The sequence below is a fragment of the Devosia sp. genome (genome assembly GCF_028290625.1).
Classification (GTDB): domain Bacteria; phylum Pseudomonadota; class Alphaproteobacteria; order Rhizobiales; family Devosiaceae; genus Devosia.
Map to the genome: position 1 here is coordinate 1 of NZ_JAQGJM010000010.1, position 18,893 is coordinate 18,893.

Consider the following 18,893-nt stretch of genomic DNA (forward strand, 5'->3'; position numbering starts at 1 on the left):
AGGAAAAGCCCCAAGAGGGCGAAGTCATCGCCGTCGGCCCCGGCGCCCGCGACGACAGCGGCAAGCGTATCGAGCCCGACGTGAAGGTCGGCGACCGCATCCTGTTCGGCAAATGGTCCGGCACCGAGGTCAAGGTCGAAGGCGACGACCTGATCATCATGAAGGAAAGCGACATCCTGGGCGTGCTCGACAAGAGCGAAGCCAAGGCCAAGGCCGCCTGAGCGACCCGTCGCTAGTCCTAACCAGTCAATTCACAGAGAGAGCAGCTGACCATGGCCGCCAAGACCGTTTATTTCGCCTCCGACGCCCGCGACAAGATGCTGCGCGGCGTCAACATCCTTGCCAATGCGGTCAAGGTGACCCTCGGCCCAAAGGGTCGTAACGTCGTTATCGAAAAGTCGTTCGGCGCACCGCGCATCACCAAGGACGGCGTCACCGTCGCCAAGGAAATCGAACTTGAAGACAAGTTCGAGAACATGGGCGCCCAGTTGCTCCGTTCGGTCGCCTCCAAGACCAACGACACTGCCGGCGACGGCACCACCACCGCTACAGTGCTTGCCCAGGCCATCGTCAACGAGGGCGTTAAGGCCGTCGCTGCCGGCATGAACCCGATGGACCTGAAGCGCGGTATCGATCTGGCCGTGATCGAAGTTGTCGCCAACCTGAAGTCGCGCGCTACCAAGATCACCTCGTCGTCCGAAGTTGCCCAGGTCGGCACCATTTCGGCCAATGGCGAATCCTCGATCGGCGACATGATCGCCGAAGCGATGCAGAAGGTCGGCAACGAGGGTGTCATCACTGTCGAAGAAGCCAAGACCGCTGAAACTGAACTCGATGTCGTTGAAGGCATGCAGTTCGACCGCGGCTACCTGAGCCCCTACTTCGTGACCAATGCCGAGAAGATGACGGCAGTGCTCGAAGAGCCCCTGATCCTGTTGCACGAGAAGAAGCTCTCCAACCTGCAGGCGATCCTGCCGATCCTGGAAGCTGTCGTTCAGTCGCAGCGCCCACTGCTGATCATTGCCGAAGACATCGAAGGTGAGGCTCTCGCGACCCTCGTCGTCAACCGTCTGCGTGGCGGCCTCAAGGTTGCTGCCGTCAAGGCCCCTGGCTTCGGCGATCGCCGCAAGGCAATGCTCGAAGACATCGCCATCCTGACCGGTGGCCAGGTGATTTCCGAAGACCTCGGCATCAAGCTCGAGAACGTGACCCTCGACATGCTTGGCACTGCCAAGAAGGTCGAAATCACCAAGGAAAACACCACTATCGTCGACGGTGCAGGCACCAAGGACGACATCCAGGGCCGCGTTGGCCAGATCAAGGCGCAGATCGAAGAAACCACTTCGGACTACGACAAGGAAAAGCTGCAGGAACGCCTGGCAAAGCTCGCCGGTGGCGTTGCGGTGATCAAGGTCGGCGGTTCGACCGAAGTTGAAGTCAAGGAACGCAAGGACCGCGTCGACGACGCGCTCAATGCTACCCGCGCTGCCGTTGAAGAAGGCATCGTCCCCGGCGGCGGCACTGCCCTCCTCCGCGCTTCGTCCGACCTCAAGGCCAAGGGTGCAAACTCCGACCAGCAGGCCGGCATCAACATCGTTCGCCGTGCCCTGCAGGAGCCAGTGCGCCAGATCTCCAACAATGCGGGCGACGAAGGCTCCGTGGTTGTCGGCAAGATCCTGGAAAACGCATCGCTGACGTTCGGCTACAATGCCGCAACCGGCGAATATGGCGACATGATCCAGATGGGTATCGTCGATCCCGTGAAGGTGGTTCGCACCGCCCTGCAGGACGCCGCTTCGGTGGCATCGCTGCTGATCACCACGGAAGCCATGATTGCTGAACTGCCGAAGGACGCTGCGCCCCAGATGGGCGGCGGTGGCGGCGGCATGGGCGGCATGGGTGGCATGGACTTCTAGTCCACGCTTCCCTCAAAGAGCTACAAGGTCTCGTAACTTCCCAGTCACGGACTTTGCAGAAGGCGCGGTGGAAACACCGCGCCTTTTTTATTGCCGCATTTTTGATGCCAACCATTGCCTTGCACGATCCATCCGTGTGTATTATGTTACACGGGAGATAAACGTGCACTTCGAGCGAAACAGCCGAAAGCTAATCGGACTTCTCACGCACGACGGCTGGTATCGCGTGGATGTCGATGGTGACCACCATCAATTCAAACATGCCGAGCGGCCCGGCAGGGTAACGGTTACGCATCCGAATAGGGACATTCCTATTGGAACGGTCCGGTCGATTTATCGGCAAGCAGGCTGGCTGAAGAGGTAACATGCGTTACGTAGCATTCGTCCATAAAGACCCGGACAGCGCCTATGGGATCAGTTTTCCAGACTTTCCTGGCTGTATCTCGGCTGGCGACACGATGGATGATGTGATTGCCAGTGGCACCAAGGCCCTGAGCTTTCATGTCCGCGGTATGGAATCGGATGGCGATATCATTCCAGAGCCTCATTCGCTTGAGGAAGTCATCAACAACGCCGAATTCGCGGAAGACCTTGAGGGCGCAAGCTTGGCTCTGGTCCCTCTCGTCCGCGACCTCGGCTCGACCACCCGCATCAATGTTTCGCTCGATCTAGGCCTGCTCAAAGCCATTGATGATGAAGCGCGCTCCAGAGGCCAGACACGGTCCGCGTTTATCGCTTCGGCAGCGAGAAGGGAACTCATCGACTGAATTCTGAGTGCCGCAAATCCGCCGGTGGCGCCCGGAATCATAGACAATCACCCCTGCCCTTCCCCATTGCGTGACCTCATCATGAAAACACCGACGACGCGCCGACCAACCAGTGCAATCGATCGCGCGGAGGCGGTTTTCAAGGCAGTTACCGCCAAGCCCGAAGCTGCGCCCAAGCCAGCGACGCCACCCGCCGGCAAGGAGATGGTGTCGCTGCGGCTAGACCGGGACGTACTGGAGCATTTCCAGGAGGACGGGCCGGGCTGGCAGGAGCGGATCAACGCGGCATTGCGGGCGGCGGCAGGGTTGGAGGCGTAGGGACGATCAAGCTTCATCTAGACCATCCGGCTATTTGACAGTGACGCGCCGGCGTTTCATTTTGCCCTGTACGCTGGCATTGGGGGATGGGACGATGTGGATCCGGGGATTGATGGTCGTTGCGGCCGTGCTGGCGCTGAGCGCGGGCGGAGCCGATAGCGCCTGGGCGCAGAAAACCAAGACCAAGGGTCCGCCGCCGACACAGCAGAGCACGACGGCTCCCGTCAGTGATCTTGATCCCAGCGATCCGGACGATCTGGAAGAGATCATCACTCAGGCGGATGCCGCCTATTTCGTGGATGAGGGCAAGACGCCCGACTACGAATACGCCTTCAAGATGTACAGCCTCGCCGCCGAGGCCAATGATGCCTATTCGATCAACCGCGTCGGGCTAATGTACGATCGGGGCGAATTCGTCACGCAGGATTTCGACAAGGCCTTTGCCGCCTATAAGCAGGCGTCAGATCTGGGGCTGGCGGCGGCGATGAACAATGTCGCCAATATGTACCAGGCCGGCGACAGCGTGGCGCAGGATTATCGCGAGGCGTTGCGCTGGTATCAGAAGGCCGCGGACGGCGGCTACGGCTATTCGATGTATGTGCTGGGCGACATGTATCTGGCCGGCGAAGGCGTGACTGAGAACCACAAGGAGGCGGTCGCCTGGTATCAGAAGGCGGTGGATGCCGAGGAGCCCAACGCCTATTGGGCGCTGTCGCTGCGCTACCTTTATGGCGACGGCGTTGGCAAGGATGAGCTGCAATCGGCGCAACTGGCCTACATGGCGCTGACGCATGGCGTGCAGGTAGCGCTGGACGAATTCAAGGCCATCGAGAATGCCGACACTACGCCGGGCTATCGGCGCGAAGTGCAGCAATTGCTCAAGCGCGATGGCTTTTACAGCGGCGCGATCGACGGGGATTTTGGCACGTCCACAACAGCAGCACTGGACAAGGCGTTCGGCTCGGCGCTGTAGCCAACATTACCAAATGATTAAATCTGGCGTTCCGGCTGTCCACGGCCCGGCGTTAACGGGCGGTTAACCATGTCGGTTCTTGCTGCTCGGGCGCGGAACTCCCGCGCGGGTCAATAGAGAGCACGATGTCGACAAGCACTATCGGAGGGTCGAACGCCGCGCAGATGATGCGCCCAGCGATGAAGCCACCGTCGTTCAACACGCTAGACCAGAATGCGGACGGCAAGGTAACGCTGGACGAACTTATCGCCGGCGCGCCCGGGGGCGCAACGGATGCCAAAGCCAGCAAACGCGCAGAAGCGCTGTTCAAGGCGATGGACCAGGATGGTGACGGCTCCGTCACCAGCACGGAAAAAGACAGTTTCGACACCAAGATGGCCGCCCAGCGGCAATCGATGCAGTTCATGACGCAGATGATGGCCGGTGGCCAGCAACCGATCGACAACAACACGCTGTTCGACCAGACCGACACGGATGGCAATGGCTCGGTGAGCCTGGCCGAACTGGGCGATGACGCAGGCGCCAAGGCCATCGGCAGCGATGGATTGCAGAAGCTGTTCGCCATGATCGACGCCGACGGGGACGGCGCGATCAGCAAGACCGAAAGCTCGGACTTTCTGGATTCGGTGAAGTCGGCGGTGATGGATATCGCCAGCGGCGGCGGGAATACGGATGATGCTACGGGCGGGATACCCAATGGTATGTCGCTGGCACAGGCGCTCAGCGATGACGGCGAAGACGATGACGAAGACAAGCCGTTCGACCTGATGAGCCTGGCGCAGAATGCCTATTCGAGCACTGGCAAGGGCACCGACCTACTGAACCAGTTGAAGGCGATCTTCGACAGCGCAGCGTAAGATTGAGCGGCGGGGCGACCCGCCGCTTTTTTATGGGAAGAACAGCAGCTTCAGCGCCAGGGCGATGGAGACCACGACCACGAGGGGCCGGATCAGCTTGGCGCCGTAACGAATGCCGGTGCGGGCGCCAATATAGCCGCCGGCGAGCTGGCCGATTGCCATGGCGATGGCAGCGGGCCACAGCACATCGCCGGACGGGATGAACACCAGAAGCGCCGCGATATTGGATGTCAGGTTCAAGAGCTTGGTATGGCCGGTGGCGCGCGTGAGGCCAAGGCCGAACAGGGTGACGAAGCCGATGGTCATGAACGAGCCAGTGCCTGGGCCGAAAATGCCGTCGTAGAAACCCAGGCAGAAGCCCATCAATGGCACGAAGCGCGCGAATGGCAGCCGGGCGTGCTTATCGGTATCGGACAGGTTCGGCGCGAACAGGAAATAGAGCGCGATGGCAATCAGGGCGATCGGCACCAGCGTGATGAGGATCGACACATCGAGCCGCTTGACCACCAGTGCGCCGATGACGCTGCCGCAGAGGGTGAACAGGGCGGAGAGCGCCAAAGCGCGGATATCAACAAAGCCGCGGCGCCAATAGGTGACGACGGCCATGGCGGTGCCGCAGGCGCCCTGCACTTTATTGGTCGCGAGCGCCGCAACGGGCGGTAGGCCGGCGAACAGCAGGGCCGGAATGCCTATCAGGCCGCCACCGCCGGCGACGGCATCAACGAAGCCGGCGAGCAGGCCGACGCCCGTGAGCGACAGAAGAATAAGGGGATCGAGCATGGTCAGGTCCGGCGGCGCTGCATTGGATCGTCCGGCGGGGGCGTATCGGTGACGCGACGCTCATAGAGCGGGATGTTGATCATCGAGGACATGAAGCCGCTCATCATCAACTGGAAGCCGGTGACCAGCGCCGTCAGCGCCAGAATGAGGGCGCGCATGGTGGTGGCGGGGTTGAGCTCGCCGAAGCCGCGATCGGCCCATTTGCCGACGCCCCAGATCAGCGCCGCGAACCCGAACAGCATCAGCACCACGGCGACGAGCAAGATGCGCTCGAGGGTCAGCGATTCGAGGATGCGGTTGTAATTGCCGGAGCGGGGGATGAAGCCATAACGCGAGGCAAAGCGGCGGCCGATGATCGCAAAGGCGATGGACTGCACGCCGACAATGACGCAGAGCGCCGCGACGAGGAAGGTATGCAGGTCGAACACGACACTGCCGAAGCGGACAGGACCGCGGATGAGCGCGGCGCCGCCCAGTAGCCCCACCACCAGCAGCATGATGCCGGGATACAGGAACAGCCAGCGCGGCGAGAATAGCAGCAGGAAGCGCAGATGGCGCCAGCCATCGCGGAACGAGCGCAAATGGGGCGGTCGCGAGCGGCCATCTTTCTTGAGCGTGGTGGGAACTTCGCGCACGTCGAGATTGGACAGCGTGGATTTAACCACCATCTCGGAGGCGAATTCCATGCCGATGGTGCGCAGGTTGAGCCGCATTATAGCATCGCGGGAAAAGCCGCGCAGGCCGCAATGGAAATCGCGTACCGGGGTATGGAAGAACAGCCGGCCCAGGAAGGACAGCACCGGGTTGCCGATATAGCGGTGATGCCAGGGCATCGCATTGGCGCCGACGCCGCCGGCGAAGCGGTTGCCCATGACCAGATCGGCCCCGTCGCGCAACGCAGCGACGAACAGGTCCAGATTAGCGAAATCGTAGCTGTCATCGGCATCGGCCATGATGACGAAGGGGCCTTTGGCGGCCTCGATGCCGCCCGCGAGGGCCGCGCCATAGCCTTTTTCGGGAACGGCGACGAGGCGCGCACCATTGGCGGCGGCGATGACCTGGGAGCCGTCGGTGGAGCCGTTATCGGCGATGACGATTTCGCCCGCAATGCCGGTGCGCGTCAGGAAGGACTGTGCCTTGGCGATGCACGTGGCCAGGGTTTCGGCCTCGTTGAGGCACGGCATCAGAATAGTCAGTTCGAGCGCGTCGCTCATGGGCGCCCTCCCCGGTTTTGTGCGCTGGGAAGGGCTTGTGCCGTGAATCGGTGTGGGTGGCAATGGCCGATGGCGATCAGTCGCCGCCGCCGCCACCACCGCCATCTCCGCCGCCTGAGGAGCCACTGTCGCTGCCGGATGAGTGGCCGCTATCGCCAGAGCTGTGACTGTTGTCGCTGGAGCTCGAATGAGGGCTGCTGTCGTTGCCGGGATGATTGCTAGTGTCGGTATTGGAGGACCAAAAGCCGCTGTCGGTGCTGTCACTGGAGCCCGCCGGAGCCCGATGGATCGGCCGGCCGTCGGTGGGCGTCTTGATGTTGAAGATCGAATTGAGGATGACAAAAACGACGAAAGCCACGAGGGCGGCGGGGATCAGCAGAAACCAGAGGTCCCAAAGATCTCCCATCAGGTGGCGATCAGAAATCGATCGCCGCGTCGAGGCGGGAGAGGACGGCATCGAGCAGCGCGCGGCGCTCGGGGGTCCAGCCGGCGGTGCGCGAGACCAGCAGGCACGCTTCGCTCTGCAGCAGCGTGCCGTCTTCGAGGACGCGCAGGGCATTGGCGGTCAACGTAGAGCCGGTGGTGGTGATGTCGACGATGATATCGGCCACGCCCGAGGCCGGGGCGGCTTCGGTGGCGCCGAGGCTTTCCACGATCCGGTATTCGGCGATGCCGGCCTTGGCGAAATGCTGGCGGGTGATGGTGATGTATTTCGTGGCGATGCGCAGCCAGCGACCGTGGCGCGAGCGGAAATCGGAGGCGACGTCGGCCAGGTCGTGCATGTGGGTGACGTCGATCCAGGCATCGGGCACGGCGACGACAACGTCGGCAGCGCCGAAGCCGAGGGGCTTGGCGAAGGCGACCGAGGCGGGGCCAGACTCGGAGGTTTCGTGGATCAGGTCACGGCCGGTGACGCCGAAATCGATGGTGCCGCGGATGAGTTCGCGGGCGATTTCGGACGCGGGGAAGAAGCGCACGGTGACATCGGGCAGGCCCTCGATGGCGCCCAGATAGGAGCGGGCGCCGCCGGGGCGGGTGATGGTTAGGCCGTTATCGGCGAACCACTCGCGGGTGAGTTCTTCGAGGCGCCCCTTGCTGGGGACGGCGAGCGTGATACCGGCCATTATGCGGCCTCCGCTTCGAGGCGATCGACCCAGACGGAGCAGCCTGAGGCGGCGATGGGGGCTACGGCGCCGAGGCGTTCGAGCAGGCGATCATACTGGCCGCCGGAGGCGAGGACTTCGCAGCGCGGGCCGGTCATTTCAAAGACGATGCCGGTGTAATAATCGAGCCGCGGCGAGAAGCTGGCGTCAAAGGTGACGCTGGCTTCGCCGAGGTTATCGAGGTGGTGGCGGATGGATTTGAGGGCTGGGGCCAGATCAATGCGGGCGGCGCGGGCCAGGGACTCGATACGGGTCAAGGACTGCAAAGCGGGGCCGGAAATGGCGAGGTAATCGCGCAGCAGCTTGAGCGTCGCGGGGGGGATTTGCGCGGCGTCGAGGGCTTGCTGTTCGAGGTAACGGTCGGCGATTTCGGCGGGGGTGCGGCCATCGGAGAGGCTGAGGCCGGCGGCGACCATCTGTTCGGTGATGTCTTCGACCATGGCATCGCGAGAGGGCTGCTCGGCGCGCGGCAATTCGGGCGCGGATTCGAGGCGGGTCAGCAGGCGATCGAGCGCTTCGGTGTGGCCGAAGCGGTGACGGATGCGCGGACGCCAGGGGGCGGGCATATCGGCTTGCGCGAGGAGGGACTCGAAGAGGCCGACGCCGCCGAGGTGAATGCTGGGGCTGACGCCGAAGAGGTCGAGCGCGGCGCGGGCGAAGGTCAACACCTGATCGAGCGCGACATCGCCATCGGGCTGGGCGAGCAGTTCGATGCCGGCCTGGTCGAACTCGGCGGGACCAGTTTCGCGCTGGCGGAAGATGGGGCCGAGATAGGAGAAGGCGGCGGGTTCGCCGACGCCGTTGGCGATGTAGTCGGCGACGATAGGCAGGGTGAAATCGGGGCGCAGGCAGTATTCCGCGCCGGTCGCCGCTGTGGTTAGCAGCAGGCGGCGGCCGAATTCCTCGCCGGCGAGGTCGAAGTATGGATCGGCCGGGAGCAATAGAGGCGGCGTGGCGCGGGTGGCGCCCTGGGCTTCGACAAGGTCTTCGAGCGCCGTGCGGCGCAGGGCGGCAGCGGCGGTCATTGCTCGGCCAACAGCTTCTGGATCGCGGACACCAAATCCTCGCGCTTCACCTCGAACTGACCCGGCCTTGCGGCTTTCCATTCGGCGTTGTCGGTGATGGCGGCGGCGGCTTGTTTGCCGGCGACGAGGTCTTTGATCTGCACGATGCCCTGTTCGCGCTCCTGGGAGCCTTCGATGATGACGGCAGGGGCGTTGCGCTTGTCGGCATAGGCGACCTGCTTGCCGAAATTCTTGGAGTTACCGAGGAACATTTCGGCGCGGATGCCGGCCTTGCGGAGTTCCGAGGCCATGGCCTGGTAGCCGGCCAGTTGGTCCTTATCCATGACGAGGACGACGACGGGGCCGGTTGGCTCGGCGGTGGTAACGTTGCCGGTCAGCTTGAGCGCATTGAACAGGCGCGAGACGCCGATGGAGAAGCCGGTGGCGGGGACGGGCTCGCGGCGGAAGCGGGAGACGAGGCCATCGTAACGGCCACCGCCGCCGACGGAGCCGAACACGACCGGCTGGCCTTTTTCGTTGGTGACCTGGAAGGTCAGTTCGATCTCAAAGACCGGGCCGGTGTAATATTCAAGGCCACGGACGACGGAGGGATCGAGGATGACGCGGCCGCCGAAGCCGGCGGCGCTGACAAGGCCGAAAATGCTGGCCAGTTCCTGCACGCCGGCCAGGCCGGTTTCGGAGCCGCCGACGAGGCCGGCCAGGGTGTTGATGACGGCGATGACGTGGGTATTGCTGCCCTTTTCGACGCCTTCAGCGGGTGCACCGCTTTCGATATAGGCGACGATAGTGTCGATCTGATTGGCGTTGAGGCCGGCGCCCTTGGTGAAGTCGCCGCTATCGTCCTTGCGGCCGGCGCCGAGGAGGAGCTTGACGCCAGCAGTGCCGAACTTGTCGAGCTTATCGATGGCGCGGAGGACGATGAGCTTTTGCTCGTCGGTGGCGACGCCGGCCGTGGCAAGGACGCCGTCGAGGACTTTGCGGTTGTTGACGCGCACGACGTATTTGCCGCCGAGGCCGAGTTCGTCCATGACGTCGGCCATCATCATGGCCATTTCGGCATCGGCTTCGGGGCCGCCGGCGCCGACAGTATCGGCATCGAACTGCATGAATTGGCGGAAGCGGCCCGGGCCCGGGCGCTCGTTGCGGAAGACGTAGCCCTGGCGATATGAGCGGTAGGGTTTTGGCAGGGTCTCGAAATTCTCGGCGAAGTGGCGGGCGAGCGGCGCCGTGAGATCGTAGCGCAGGCTCATCCACTGTTCGTCATCGTCCTGCAAGGAGAAGACGCCGGCATTGGGGCGGTCGGTATCGGGCAGGAATTTGCCGAGGGTTTCGGTATATTCGAAGAGTGGGGTTTCGACCGGATCGAAGCCATAGCGTTCGTAGACGCCCTTGATCTTGTCGATCATCGCGCCGACAGCGGCGATTTCGCCGGGGGTGCGATCCTCGAATCCGCGCGGCAGGCGCGGCGTGATCAGCTTGGTTTTCTCGGTCATATCAGGAGTCCTGCTCGGTCGGCGTGTTCGTAGCGGATCGGGGATGGGGTGACAACAGGGGCCGATGCAGTGCACCGGCCCCCTGCCCTCACATACCGGGCCTGCGGAGCGGGTCCGGAGTGACGACGCTGTGGGGATGGATGGGGATATCCATCCAATAGACGACGTTGTCTTCCGCCGGCAGGCCGACATCGACCCGCAGATAGGCGGGCAGGTTCGGCGGGAGACGGGGGCGTTTCCACCAAGCGCGGAATGCCTCGATCAGAACGGGCACGAGCCCGCGCTGCACAACGGCATCAGCGATGGAGAATTCAAGGCGCAGCGTAACGCTGTGCGGATCGAGCGCATCATAGGTCATGGGATTTCCGGACGCGAATGAACGCGGGCCGGCCTCTGTTGAGTGTGGGTGGATGGGCGGGAATCGGAGTCGAAAAGACCCGGTTTCAACGCATCACGGTTTTGGACGTTGGGGTGTCCACAGGTCGGAACGACCGGTGGCATTGGCAGCGAGGATTAACCTCGGGTGCAATGCAGATGGTTTGGCCCCTGGCGGAGAATAAACATGGATTTCATGCGGTGCCTCCCTCAGGTTGGCGTTTGTGGACAATGTGCTGGTAGCTCACGGTGGCGTGAGTTGGCAAGAGCGGGTGTGGCGGGGTGACGCAGGCGGGGGTGTTGTGTTGCGGGAAAGGCACAGGGGTTAGGGGGCCGGTTGATCAGGCGGGACCCTCCCCTTGGGTCGCACCATAGTGAAACGGAGGTTCCCGCCTGCGCGGGAATGACCCGGTGGAGGCGGCCTATGTCGGGCGTTTCAGGGCGTTGCGTTCGGCTTCGACTTCGCTGCGACAAAAGCAGGTTTCGAGGTGGTCGTTGACCAGGCCCATGGCTTGCATGAAGGCGTAGCACGTGGTGGGGCCGACGAAGTTGAAGCCGCGCTTGCGCAGGTCCTTGGAGAGGGCGCGGGAGGCGTCTGTCTGGGCGAGGAGGCGCAGGGCGTCGAGGGTCATCTCGGTGGGACGATGCTCGGGCCTAGTCTCAAAACGCCAGAAATAGGCGGCGAGCGAGCCGAATTCCCGTTGGACTTCAAGGGCGCGCTTGGCGTTGTTGATGGTGGCGGCTATCTTGCCGCGATGGCGGATGATGCCGGCATCCTGCAGCAGGACTTCGATATCGACCTCGGTCATGGCGGCGACCTTGGCGATGTTGAAGCCGTGGAACACCTCGCGGAAGCGGTCGCGCTTGCGCAGGATGGTGATCCAGGCGAGGCCGGACTGAAACCCTTCGAGGCAGATCTTTTCGAACAGGCGCTCGTCCGACGTGACCGGGCGGCCCCATTCGCGGTCGTGGTAGCGGCGATAGAGCAGATCGTCGCCGGCGCCCCAGGGGCAGCGCGGCAGCGTCGGGTCGAGTTCTGGGGATTCGATCAAGGCAGGCTCCGGCGTATTGTACACGCGATGTTAGACCGTGGGCCTGCTGACAGTCCATGGCAGCAACGGCGTTGACGCTTCGCTAACCAAGCCGATCCGCACACCCTTAACCATGCGGCTTCACGGCAAATTGGCCAATTTGGGCGACATTGGGGCAATCGTCGAATGGGATGAAATGCCATGTCGCTGCTGCGTGTCGCCGCCAAGAGCCTGCTGGTATTGCTGCTGTCGGCGCCACTGGTTGCGCCGGGTTTTGCCGAGCAGCGGGCATGGCTCTATCCGCCACCGCCGGGCATCACCATCGGCAACGGGGCGCCGCGCCATGCGCTGATGATGCAGGCCAATACGCAGGTCAACCCGATCTATCTGCGGCAGGTGGTGCGCTACCAGACCAACGAGCGCAGCGGCACGCTGGTGGTCGATACGCGCGAGCATTTCCTCTATTTCGTGCTGGGGGGCGGACGGGCCCTGCGCTATGGCATCGGGGTCGCCAAATCGGGCTTCGAATGGCGCGGCACGCACCAGATCACCAATAAACGCGAATGGCCCGACTGGACGCCGCCGGCCGAAATGCTGCAGCGCCGGCCGGAGTTGCCGCGCCATATGGCGGGCGGCGTCGATAATCCGCTGGGCGCGCGGGCCATGTATATTGGTTCGACCCTCTATCGCATCCACGGCACAACGGAGCCGTGGAGCATCGGCCAGGACGTGTCGTCGGGCTGTATCCGCATGACTAACGCGGATGTGATCGATCTTTACGATCGGGTCAAACTTTACACAAAGGTGGTTGTGCTTTCCTAAGGATTTTCCAGCACATTGAAGACCGCCCTGGTCCGGGGCCAAATGCCTTTGGATGCCAGCGTCATGGGTCGCCTCCTCAACCTGCTCAAGCAATTCCGCGGCGATGAACGCGGCGTGTTCGGCATTATCTTTGCGCTCCTGGCGGTGGTGCTGATCGCGCTGAGCGGCGCGGTGGTCGATTTTGTCAGTGTGGAACAGGCGCGCAATCGTGCCCAGGTGGCGCTCGATGCGGCCACACTGGCGCTGCAGAAAGACATTTTCCTGACACCGCTGAATGCGGCAGCGATCCAGAGCAAGGCGCAGGCGCTGGTCACTACCCAGATTGGCGACGCTCGAATCACGGCGACGCTGAATGCACCCGTCATCAACCTGACTACTGGCTCACTCTACCTGTCGGCCCATCTGACAGTGCCGACGATGTTCGTCACGCTGGTGGGGGTGAACCAGATGGAGGCCAATGTCGCTTCGGAGGCGACCCGAGGCTCGATGAATATCGAAGTCGCGGTGGCCGTCGATATAACCGGGTCGATGGCCCAAATGATCCCGGTTTCTGATGGCAGTGCGCAGCAAAGCAAGGTGGCCGCCCTCAAGATTGCGTTGGGAGAATTGATCGACATCGTGGTGAAGGACGCCCAAACGCCGACCTACTCGAAGATGGCAATCGTGCCCTATTCGATGGCGGTGAATGTGGGCAGCACCTATGCCCCAAGCATTCGCGGCGCCGTTACTGCACCCACGGCAATCACCAATGTCACCTGGGCAGCGAGCACGGCAAAAACTATAACGGGGGCCACCACGGCCAATCCGGTGGTGATCACGGCTAACAGCCACGGGTTCATAGATGGCGACAGGGTCTTCATCAACAGCGCCACAGGCATGGCACAGCTCAATAACCAAATATATACGGTGGCCGGCGCGACGACGAACAAGTTTCAGTTGCAGGGTATCAACGGGACTTCTTACGGTAGCTATAGCGGCAATGCCGGCCGGGTCACCAAGTGCCTGGTGGCGGCGTGCGAACTGGTGGTGACATCGGCGGGCCATGGTTTGGCGGCCGGCGCGAATGCCTACATCTCCGGCGTCGTCGGAACCAATTCGAGTTCCATGAAGACATACAGCGCGCCAAGTTGGCCCTCGGATTACATACGCTTCGACAACAATCCTGCTTTCGATAACGCCAGCTACAACTGGGTCAACAACAATACGAACGGCGAAGGCGATTATCGATTTCTGGTCTGGAAGATCGGGGCAGTGGCACCAAACACGTTCGTTCTGCCTGGTACGTCGCGCGCAACGAAGGATTTTGGCACCTATTCGTCGGGCGGTACCGTCGCCTGCGTGACGGCCGGTTGCGAATATTACCTGTACCAAAACCACAACAGCAACAGTAGCAGCTGGCGCCGCCAGCAGATCAGCACCTGCGTGACGGAGCGCACCACCAACGCCTTTACCGACGCGTCAGCCGCGACGACGCCGCTGGGCCGCAATTACCCGACCGCCCCCAATCCCTGCCTGACCAACACCGTGGTGCCGCTAACGAGCGTGAAAACCACGCTGCACGCTACTGCCGAAGCCCTGGTTGCAGGCGGCTCCACTGCCGGGCACACTGGTGTCGCCTGGGCATGGTACATGGTATCGCCGAACTTCAACGGCCCCTGGCCCCCCGCGAGCCAACCGGCAGCGGCGGCCACCCCAAACGTGCTTAAGGCCGTGGTGTTGATGACCGACGGCGAATTCAACAGCTCGTACTGCAATGGCGTGATCAGCCAGTCGTCCACCAGCGGCAGCGGCGACACCAATAACCAGATTAACTGCGACGCCCCTAACGGCAGCTCGTATCACCAGACCGAAGAGCTGTGCAAAGCGATGAAGGCGAAGAATATCCGGGTCTACACGGTTGGCTTCGATGTGGTGGACTCGCAGAGCGCGCGCGATCTCATGGCGAACTGCGCCACCGAGCCATCGATGGCCTATGAGGCCACGACCGGCGAAGGACTGTCGGACGTATTCGCCGATATCGGCAAGAATCTGGCTTATCTGCGCATCACGCAGTAGGGCGCATGCGTGGCGAAAATGCTAGGCAGCTTGCCTGCCCACGGGTATGTATCGGGCATGGCTGATACATATCGAGCATGGCTGCGCGGCGACGGGAAATGGCAGGACATTTCCGTCATCGACCTGCGGACGCTGGATGGCACCGGCAAGCGCCTGCAAACGGCCGGGCTCAAGACGCTGGGCGAGATAGACCCGATGACCGGCCCGGAACTGCTCAAGCTGCCGGGGCTCGGCGTGGGGGTCATCAAGAGCGTCCGCGCCATCATCAAGACCTGCAAGAGCACCGACCGGCGTCGAAAGCGGAGCGGTCATGCGCGGGTGGAGCCGGCATCGCCCAGTCCGCTGCGGTCCGAACTGATCAAGGGCAGCTAGGGACCGTCCGGGAGTGGCGAAATAATTCGGCTGCGGACGGAACCTTTAGGATTCTGTCACATTGACCGCTCGCCTTGGCAGTGGACGTGACCATCGCAAGCCCCGGCCTCCCGCACGAGGCTGGGGCATTTTATTCCTGCTCGGGCTCGCCTTCGTCCTCGTCGTCATCCTCAAAACACTGCCAGAAGAAGCGGTTGAGGCGCGTATCGACCTCTTCCTGACCGATATTGGAGGCCAGCAGCTCGGCCTTCAGGCGGGCATAGGCCTGGCGATCGGCGGGCGAAATATTCTGCGCGGTGCTGTCATGACGGCGGAAGCTGGCGGGCATGGGTTAAGTCCTTGAGAGCGCGCAATTGCTGGATGAGGTTGCCCGGCTTGGCGATGCGAAGGCAGGAGACGGCTCGTGACGTGGTAATAATTTGTACAAGGATGGCTGCGCTAGATGGGGGCCATCGACGGCGTCCACTCATGTCCTCCCATCGCGCACAGCGCTGCCGAGCAAGACAAAGACGGCCAGCAATTTCAACGGGGTGGAATGGTACCACCTCTCGGGATCGAACCGAGGACCTCTAGATCCACAATCTAGCGCTCTAACCAACTGAGCTAAGGCGGCACGACTTTTCGGCGGCGGCTTTGACAAGCCCCCGAAAACGGCCGGAACATAGGTCGAGTTTCCTGAGATGACAAGCACCGATTTCAGCGCGTCCACAGGCTGGTCCGAAACGCGGTCGCAATGACGATTGGTAAGGTTTGGCGTTTAACCATCCCAATGTTTGGCTGCCTGGGAGGCCCCCGCGGCTATGGACCGGCCAGTGGGCACACTATATTGAGAAAACGTGAAGTTTTGTGAGGAGTTGTGCCACGCTGGCACACAATTGCGCTGCCAAGGTAACGCGATACGCCGAATCGGGTTTTTGACTTTATGAATGCTGACTGGACCACATCGCCGAGCGCCCGCCGCGTGCTGCAGCACGACGCGGACCCGCGCCCGGCATGGCTGTGGTCGCAGGACGGGCAGACGCTGATCTGGCAGAACGCCGCCGCAGAGCTGTTCCTGGCCAAGATGAAAAAGCATGGCTTGAAACTGGCGCCGCCGGCGATCCCGATCAAGGGCCAGATCGCGCGCAATATCCGCCTGGGATCGACCGGGCGGACGAGCCTGGCGCGCATCCAGTTCCTGGCTGGCGAAAAGCCTACATCGAGCACTTGCGCGACGACGCCCCTGGTGTGGGAAGACGAGCAGCCGGTCCTGCTGATCGTCGGTGTCGATCCGATCGATCCCGAAATTTTGGCCGCGGCGGAAGTGGCGCGCGATGATGGCGATGCCGAGGCGTTGAACGCAGCGCATGTTCCCGCTGTTGCGGATGAGCCGCAGGCGGAGGCTGGTGACCCGATCGGGACGCTTATCGCGGCGGACAATCATGCCTATGAGCGGGAGCTGGAAAGCTGGCGCGCGGCGGACCAGGACCAGGCTTATGAGCCGGATGTGGTTGCGGAGACCGCGGCGGCAGAGGTTACGCCTGTCGAAGCGGCTCCCGAGGTTACGCCCGAAGATATTGGCGAGTGGCAGGACGAGGCCCAGGTTGGGCCGGAGGCTCCGGTGGCGGCTGAAGCGGCTGTGGAACCGGCGGCCGAACCAGAGACTTCCGAAGACGAGCAACCGGTGGTGCGGGGCCTGAGCCGGCTGTCGAGCCTTGTCGATCGGTTGGCGGCGGATGAGCATTTGTACACGCCGCTGACTGACGCGGACGATGTGGTGCTGGCTGAGGCTGAGGTACAGGCAGAACCCGAGCCGGAGCAGGCCGCGCCGCAATTGTTCACAATTACGGGGCGCGGCTTTACGCCGATTGCACCGGTGGAAGCCGAGCCGGAGCAGACCGACGCGGAGGCCGATCTCGGCGATCTGGAGCGGCTGGACGAGGCGTTTACGCCCGAGGACGAGGTCCCTGAGGAACTAGAGACCCGTGAAACTGCGCCCAACGCGGTCGAGCTGGCGGCGGTGCAGGAAGCATTGGCCGCGCTTGGCCCGGCGGCGCCACCCGACACTGAAACGGTCGAGCGGGTCTCGCGCTATAATTTCGATGAGCTGTCGCGCATCTTGAACGACCGCGTCGGAGAGACGGCACCGCAGCCGAGCAGCCTGGCGCCAGTCGAGACGCCAACGTCTACGGGCGCGTTGGTCAATCTGGGCGGGGAAACGCTGGTGCTGAACCGGCTGCCGCTGGGCATCCTGGTGTTCCGCGATCAGCAGATCCTATTCGCCAACCGGGCGATCACCGAAATGGTGGGCTATGGCTCGGTCGAAAACCTGCGCAATGCCGGGCTGGCCTCGGTGTTTCCGGCCGCCGGTCCCGAGGGGCAGCAGGCCGGTCCGGTGAACCATCTGGTACAGCGCGATGGCACTTTGGTGCCGGTGACGGCGCGGCTGCAGTCGATTTCCTGGCAGGGGCGCCCTGCCCTGATGCTATCGGCCAGCGCCACCGAAGTGCGCACCGGGCACGAGGCGGCGGTGCGGGCGTTTGCCGAGAGCTTTGCCGATACGCGGGGCGACGGGTTTTTCGAAACCAACCGGGCCGGGGTGATTGCCGCCGTTAATGGCAAGGCGGCGCTGCTGCTGGGACAGGACGCACCGAGCCTGATGGGCAAGGCGCTGAGCGCGGTGATCGCACCGCAGGACCTGGCGGCGCTGCAGGAATTTCTGGAACGCCCGGCGCGGTTTGCCGAGACGGCACGGCCCTGCGTCAGTGTGCGCGGCACGAGCAATGGCGCCGAGATACTGGTGTTCGCCCAGGGTCAGGCGGGCACCGTCACCGGCTATTTCGGCTTTGTGCATCCGCGCGAGCGGCAGGCGCCGATCCAGATTTCGGGGCCAGCCGAGGTCGATCCGGCGCTGCTGGCGCGGATCAGCCGAGGGGTGCGGCGGCCGCTCAATACCATCATCGGATTTTCCGACCTGATCCGGTCCGAAGCGTTCGGCGCCATGGGTAACGAGCGTTACGAGGGCTATGCCGAGGACATCGCCAAGGCGGGGCACGAAATCGCCGCGCTGGTGGATGAGCTGGACGATTTCACCCGGCTGCGCGACGGGCGCTACCTGCCGCAGCGGGCCAGTATCGACCTGACGGGTCTGCTCGAGAGCTGCGTGGTGCGCATTCGCAGCCAGGCCAGCAATTCGCGGGTGATCGTGCGCAATGCCATTTCCGAAACCTTGCCCAAGGTGACGGCGGACCGTGCGTCGCTGGCGCAGGCGGTGCTGAACCTGCTGGCCAGCGCCATCGACCAGACGCCGACCGGCGGGGCTGTGGTGATTTCGGCGCAGCACGAGGACGACGGCGGCATCTCCATCCATGTGCGCGACAGTTCTACCAATGCGGTGGACCTGGCGGAGCGCTTCGTGGTGTTCCGCGACGGCACCGGGCGTGATGGGCAAGTGCTGGCGCCGGTGCGCTCCAGCGTCGGACTGGCGCTGACGCGCTCGCTGCTGGCGGTCAATGCGTTCTCGTTATCGGTCGATCCGGCGGGCTCGCAAGGCCTGCTGTTTTCGCTGCTGATCCCGGCCGATCTGGTCGAGCAATCCTGATCTGGCGGCCGTGACGAAGGTTCTTACTCCGCAAGGCGCCGGCGGTAGGAAAGTATAACTGCTGTGCCTGCTGCCATGTTAGTGGCGATCCCCTATACCATCTGCCCATGAGCGGCATGACACGCCGGCTGGTTGGCAGCGCCACCGCAACG

Annotated in this window: 20 protein-coding genes and 1 tRNA gene; 11 read left to right on the top strand and 10 right to left on the bottom strand. The window is 63.0% G+C overall.

The window, feature by feature from the left end; all coding sequences use genetic code 11:
- The 7 genes from JWR51_RS04975 to JWR51_RS05005 all read left to right on the top strand — a co-directional run.
- On the top strand, positions 1 to 221 hold a 221-nt coding region (locus JWR51_RS04975), incomplete at its 5' end, for a co-chaperone GroES (RefSeq protein ID WP_299744495.1).
- A gap of 51 nt (positions 222 to 272) precedes the next feature.
- Positions 273 to 1,916: a chaperonin GroEL gene (gene groL / locus JWR51_RS04980; RefSeq protein WP_299744498.1), complete on the top strand. Its 1,644-nt coding sequence runs from the start codon at positions 273 to 275 to the stop codon at positions 1,914 to 1,916.
- Between the two features lie 193 nt (positions 1,917 to 2,109).
- A complete protein-coding gene (locus JWR51_RS04985; RefSeq protein ID WP_299744669.1) occupies positions 2,110 to 2,280 on the top strand; it encodes a type II toxin-antitoxin system HicA family toxin in 171 nt (56 codons plus the stop codon).
- A gap of 1 nt (position 2,281) precedes the next feature.
- Positions 2,282 to 2,683 carry a type II toxin-antitoxin system HicB family antitoxin gene (locus JWR51_RS04990; RefSeq protein WP_299744501.1) on the top strand — a complete coding sequence of 134 codons (402 nt, stop codon included), beginning with the start codon at positions 2,282 to 2,284 and terminating at the stop codon, positions 2,681 to 2,683.
- An 81-nt stretch (positions 2,684 to 2,764) separates the two neighbouring features.
- Positions 2,765 to 3,001: a BrnA antitoxin family protein gene (locus JWR51_RS04995; protein ID WP_299744504.1), complete on the top strand. Its 237-nt coding sequence runs from the start codon at positions 2,765 to 2,767 to the stop codon at positions 2,999 to 3,001.
- A 112-nt stretch (positions 3,002 to 3,113) separates the two neighbouring features.
- Positions 3,114 to 3,974 carry an SEL1-like repeat protein gene (locus tag JWR51_RS05000; protein ID WP_299744672.1) on the top strand — a complete coding sequence of 287 codons (861 nt, stop codon included), beginning with the start codon at positions 3,114 to 3,116 and terminating at the stop codon, positions 3,972 to 3,974.
- A gap of 125 nt (positions 3,975 to 4,099) precedes the next feature.
- A complete protein-coding gene (locus JWR51_RS05005; RefSeq protein WP_299744507.1) occupies positions 4,100 to 4,831 on the top strand; it encodes an EF-hand domain-containing protein in 732 nt (243 codons plus the stop codon).
- A 30-nt stretch (positions 4,832 to 4,861) separates the two neighbouring features.
- Here JWR51_RS05005 and JWR51_RS05010 read toward each other — a convergent pair whose 3' ends face one another.
- The 8 genes from JWR51_RS05010 to JWR51_RS05045 form a co-directional block, all read right to left on the bottom strand.
- On the bottom strand, positions 4,862 to 5,611 hold the full coding sequence (locus tag JWR51_RS05010) for a TSUP family transporter (RefSeq protein WP_299744510.1): 750 nt from the start codon (positions 5,609 to 5,611) through the stop codon (positions 4,862 to 4,864).
- 2 nt (positions 5,612 to 5,613) lie between these two features.
- Positions 5,614 to 6,825: a glycosyltransferase family 2 protein gene (locus JWR51_RS05015; protein WP_299744514.1), complete on the bottom strand. Its 1,212-nt coding sequence runs from the start codon at positions 6,823 to 6,825 to the stop codon at positions 5,614 to 5,616.
- 76 nt (positions 6,826 to 6,901) lie between these two features.
- On the bottom strand, positions 6,902 to 7,231 hold the full coding sequence (locus JWR51_RS05020) for a hypothetical protein (protein WP_299744517.1): 330 nt from the start codon (positions 7,229 to 7,231) through the stop codon (positions 6,902 to 6,904).
- 10 nt (positions 7,232 to 7,241) lie between these two features.
- Complete coding sequence (hisG, locus tag JWR51_RS05025; RefSeq protein ID WP_299744520.1) at positions 7,242 to 7,949, bottom strand: ATP phosphoribosyltransferase; 708 nt, start codon at positions 7,947 to 7,949, stop codon at positions 7,242 to 7,244.
- Positions 7,949 to 9,013 carry an ATP phosphoribosyltransferase regulatory subunit gene (locus tag JWR51_RS05030; RefSeq protein WP_299744523.1) on the bottom strand — a complete coding sequence of 355 codons (1,065 nt, stop codon included), beginning with the start codon at positions 9,011 to 9,013 and terminating at the stop codon, positions 7,949 to 7,951. The genes hisG and JWR51_RS05030 overlap by 1 nt, the downstream gene beginning before the upstream one ends.
- Positions 9,010 to 10,506: a histidine--tRNA ligase gene (hisS, locus tag JWR51_RS05035; RefSeq protein ID WP_299744526.1), complete on the bottom strand. Its 1,497-nt coding sequence runs from the start codon at positions 10,504 to 10,506 to the stop codon at positions 9,010 to 9,012. Before hisS ends, JWR51_RS05030 begins: the two co-directional genes overlap by 4 nt.
- 88 nt (positions 10,507 to 10,594) lie before the next feature.
- Positions 10,595 to 10,864 carry a hypothetical protein gene (locus JWR51_RS05040; RefSeq protein WP_299744529.1) on the bottom strand — a complete coding sequence of 90 codons (270 nt, stop codon included), beginning with the start codon at positions 10,862 to 10,864 and terminating at the stop codon, positions 10,595 to 10,597.
- 439 nt (positions 10,865 to 11,303) lie between these two features.
- The gene (locus tag JWR51_RS05045) at positions 11,304 to 11,903 is read right to left on the bottom strand and encodes a DNA-3-methyladenine glycosylase I (RefSeq protein ID WP_299744675.1); all 600 of its coding nucleotides are present in this window, start codon (positions 11,901 to 11,903) and stop codon (positions 11,304 to 11,306) included.
- Positions 11,904 to 12,113: 210 nt separating this feature from the next.
- On the opposite strand from JWR51_RS05045, the gene JWR51_RS05050 reads away from it, so the two are divergent.
- The 3 genes from JWR51_RS05050 to JWR51_RS05060 are packed head-to-tail and all read left to right on the top strand — an operon-like array spanning position 12,114 to position 15,161.
- Positions 12,114 to 12,734 carry a L,D-transpeptidase gene (locus tag JWR51_RS05050; RefSeq protein WP_299744532.1) on the top strand — a complete coding sequence of 207 codons (621 nt, stop codon included), beginning with the start codon at positions 12,114 to 12,116 and terminating at the stop codon, positions 12,732 to 12,734.
- Between the two features lie 15 nt (positions 12,735 to 12,749).
- Positions 12,750 to 14,789 (top strand): pilus assembly protein, encoded by a 2,040-nt coding sequence (locus JWR51_RS05055; RefSeq protein WP_299744535.1) that lies wholly within the window; start codon positions 12,750 to 12,752, stop codon positions 14,787 to 14,789.
- Between the two features lie 57 nt (positions 14,790 to 14,846).
- Entirely contained in the window at positions 14,847 to 15,161 is a 315-nt protein-coding gene (locus JWR51_RS05060) for a hypothetical protein (RefSeq protein WP_299744537.1), read from the top strand.
- Between the two features lie 130 nt (positions 15,162 to 15,291).
- Here the strand turns inward: JWR51_RS05060 and JWR51_RS05065 are convergent, their stop codons facing one another.
- Positions 15,292 to 15,489 carry a hypothetical protein gene (locus tag JWR51_RS05065; protein ID WP_299744540.1) on the bottom strand — a complete coding sequence of 66 codons (198 nt, stop codon included), beginning with the start codon at positions 15,487 to 15,489 and terminating at the stop codon, positions 15,292 to 15,294.
- A 208-nt stretch (positions 15,490 to 15,697) separates the two neighbouring features.
- Positions 15,698 to 15,774: transfer RNA gene (locus JWR51_RS05070), tRNA-His, on the bottom strand.
- A 309-nt stretch (positions 15,775 to 16,083) separates the two neighbouring features.
- Between JWR51_RS05070 and JWR51_RS05075 the strand changes: the two genes are divergently transcribed.
- Complete coding sequence (locus JWR51_RS05075; RefSeq protein WP_299744542.1) at positions 16,084 to 18,741, top strand: histidine kinase dimerization/phospho-acceptor domain-containing protein; 2,658 nt, start codon at positions 16,084 to 16,086, stop codon at positions 18,739 to 18,741.
- The last annotated feature ends 152 nt before the right edge of the window (positions 18,742 to 18,893 follow it).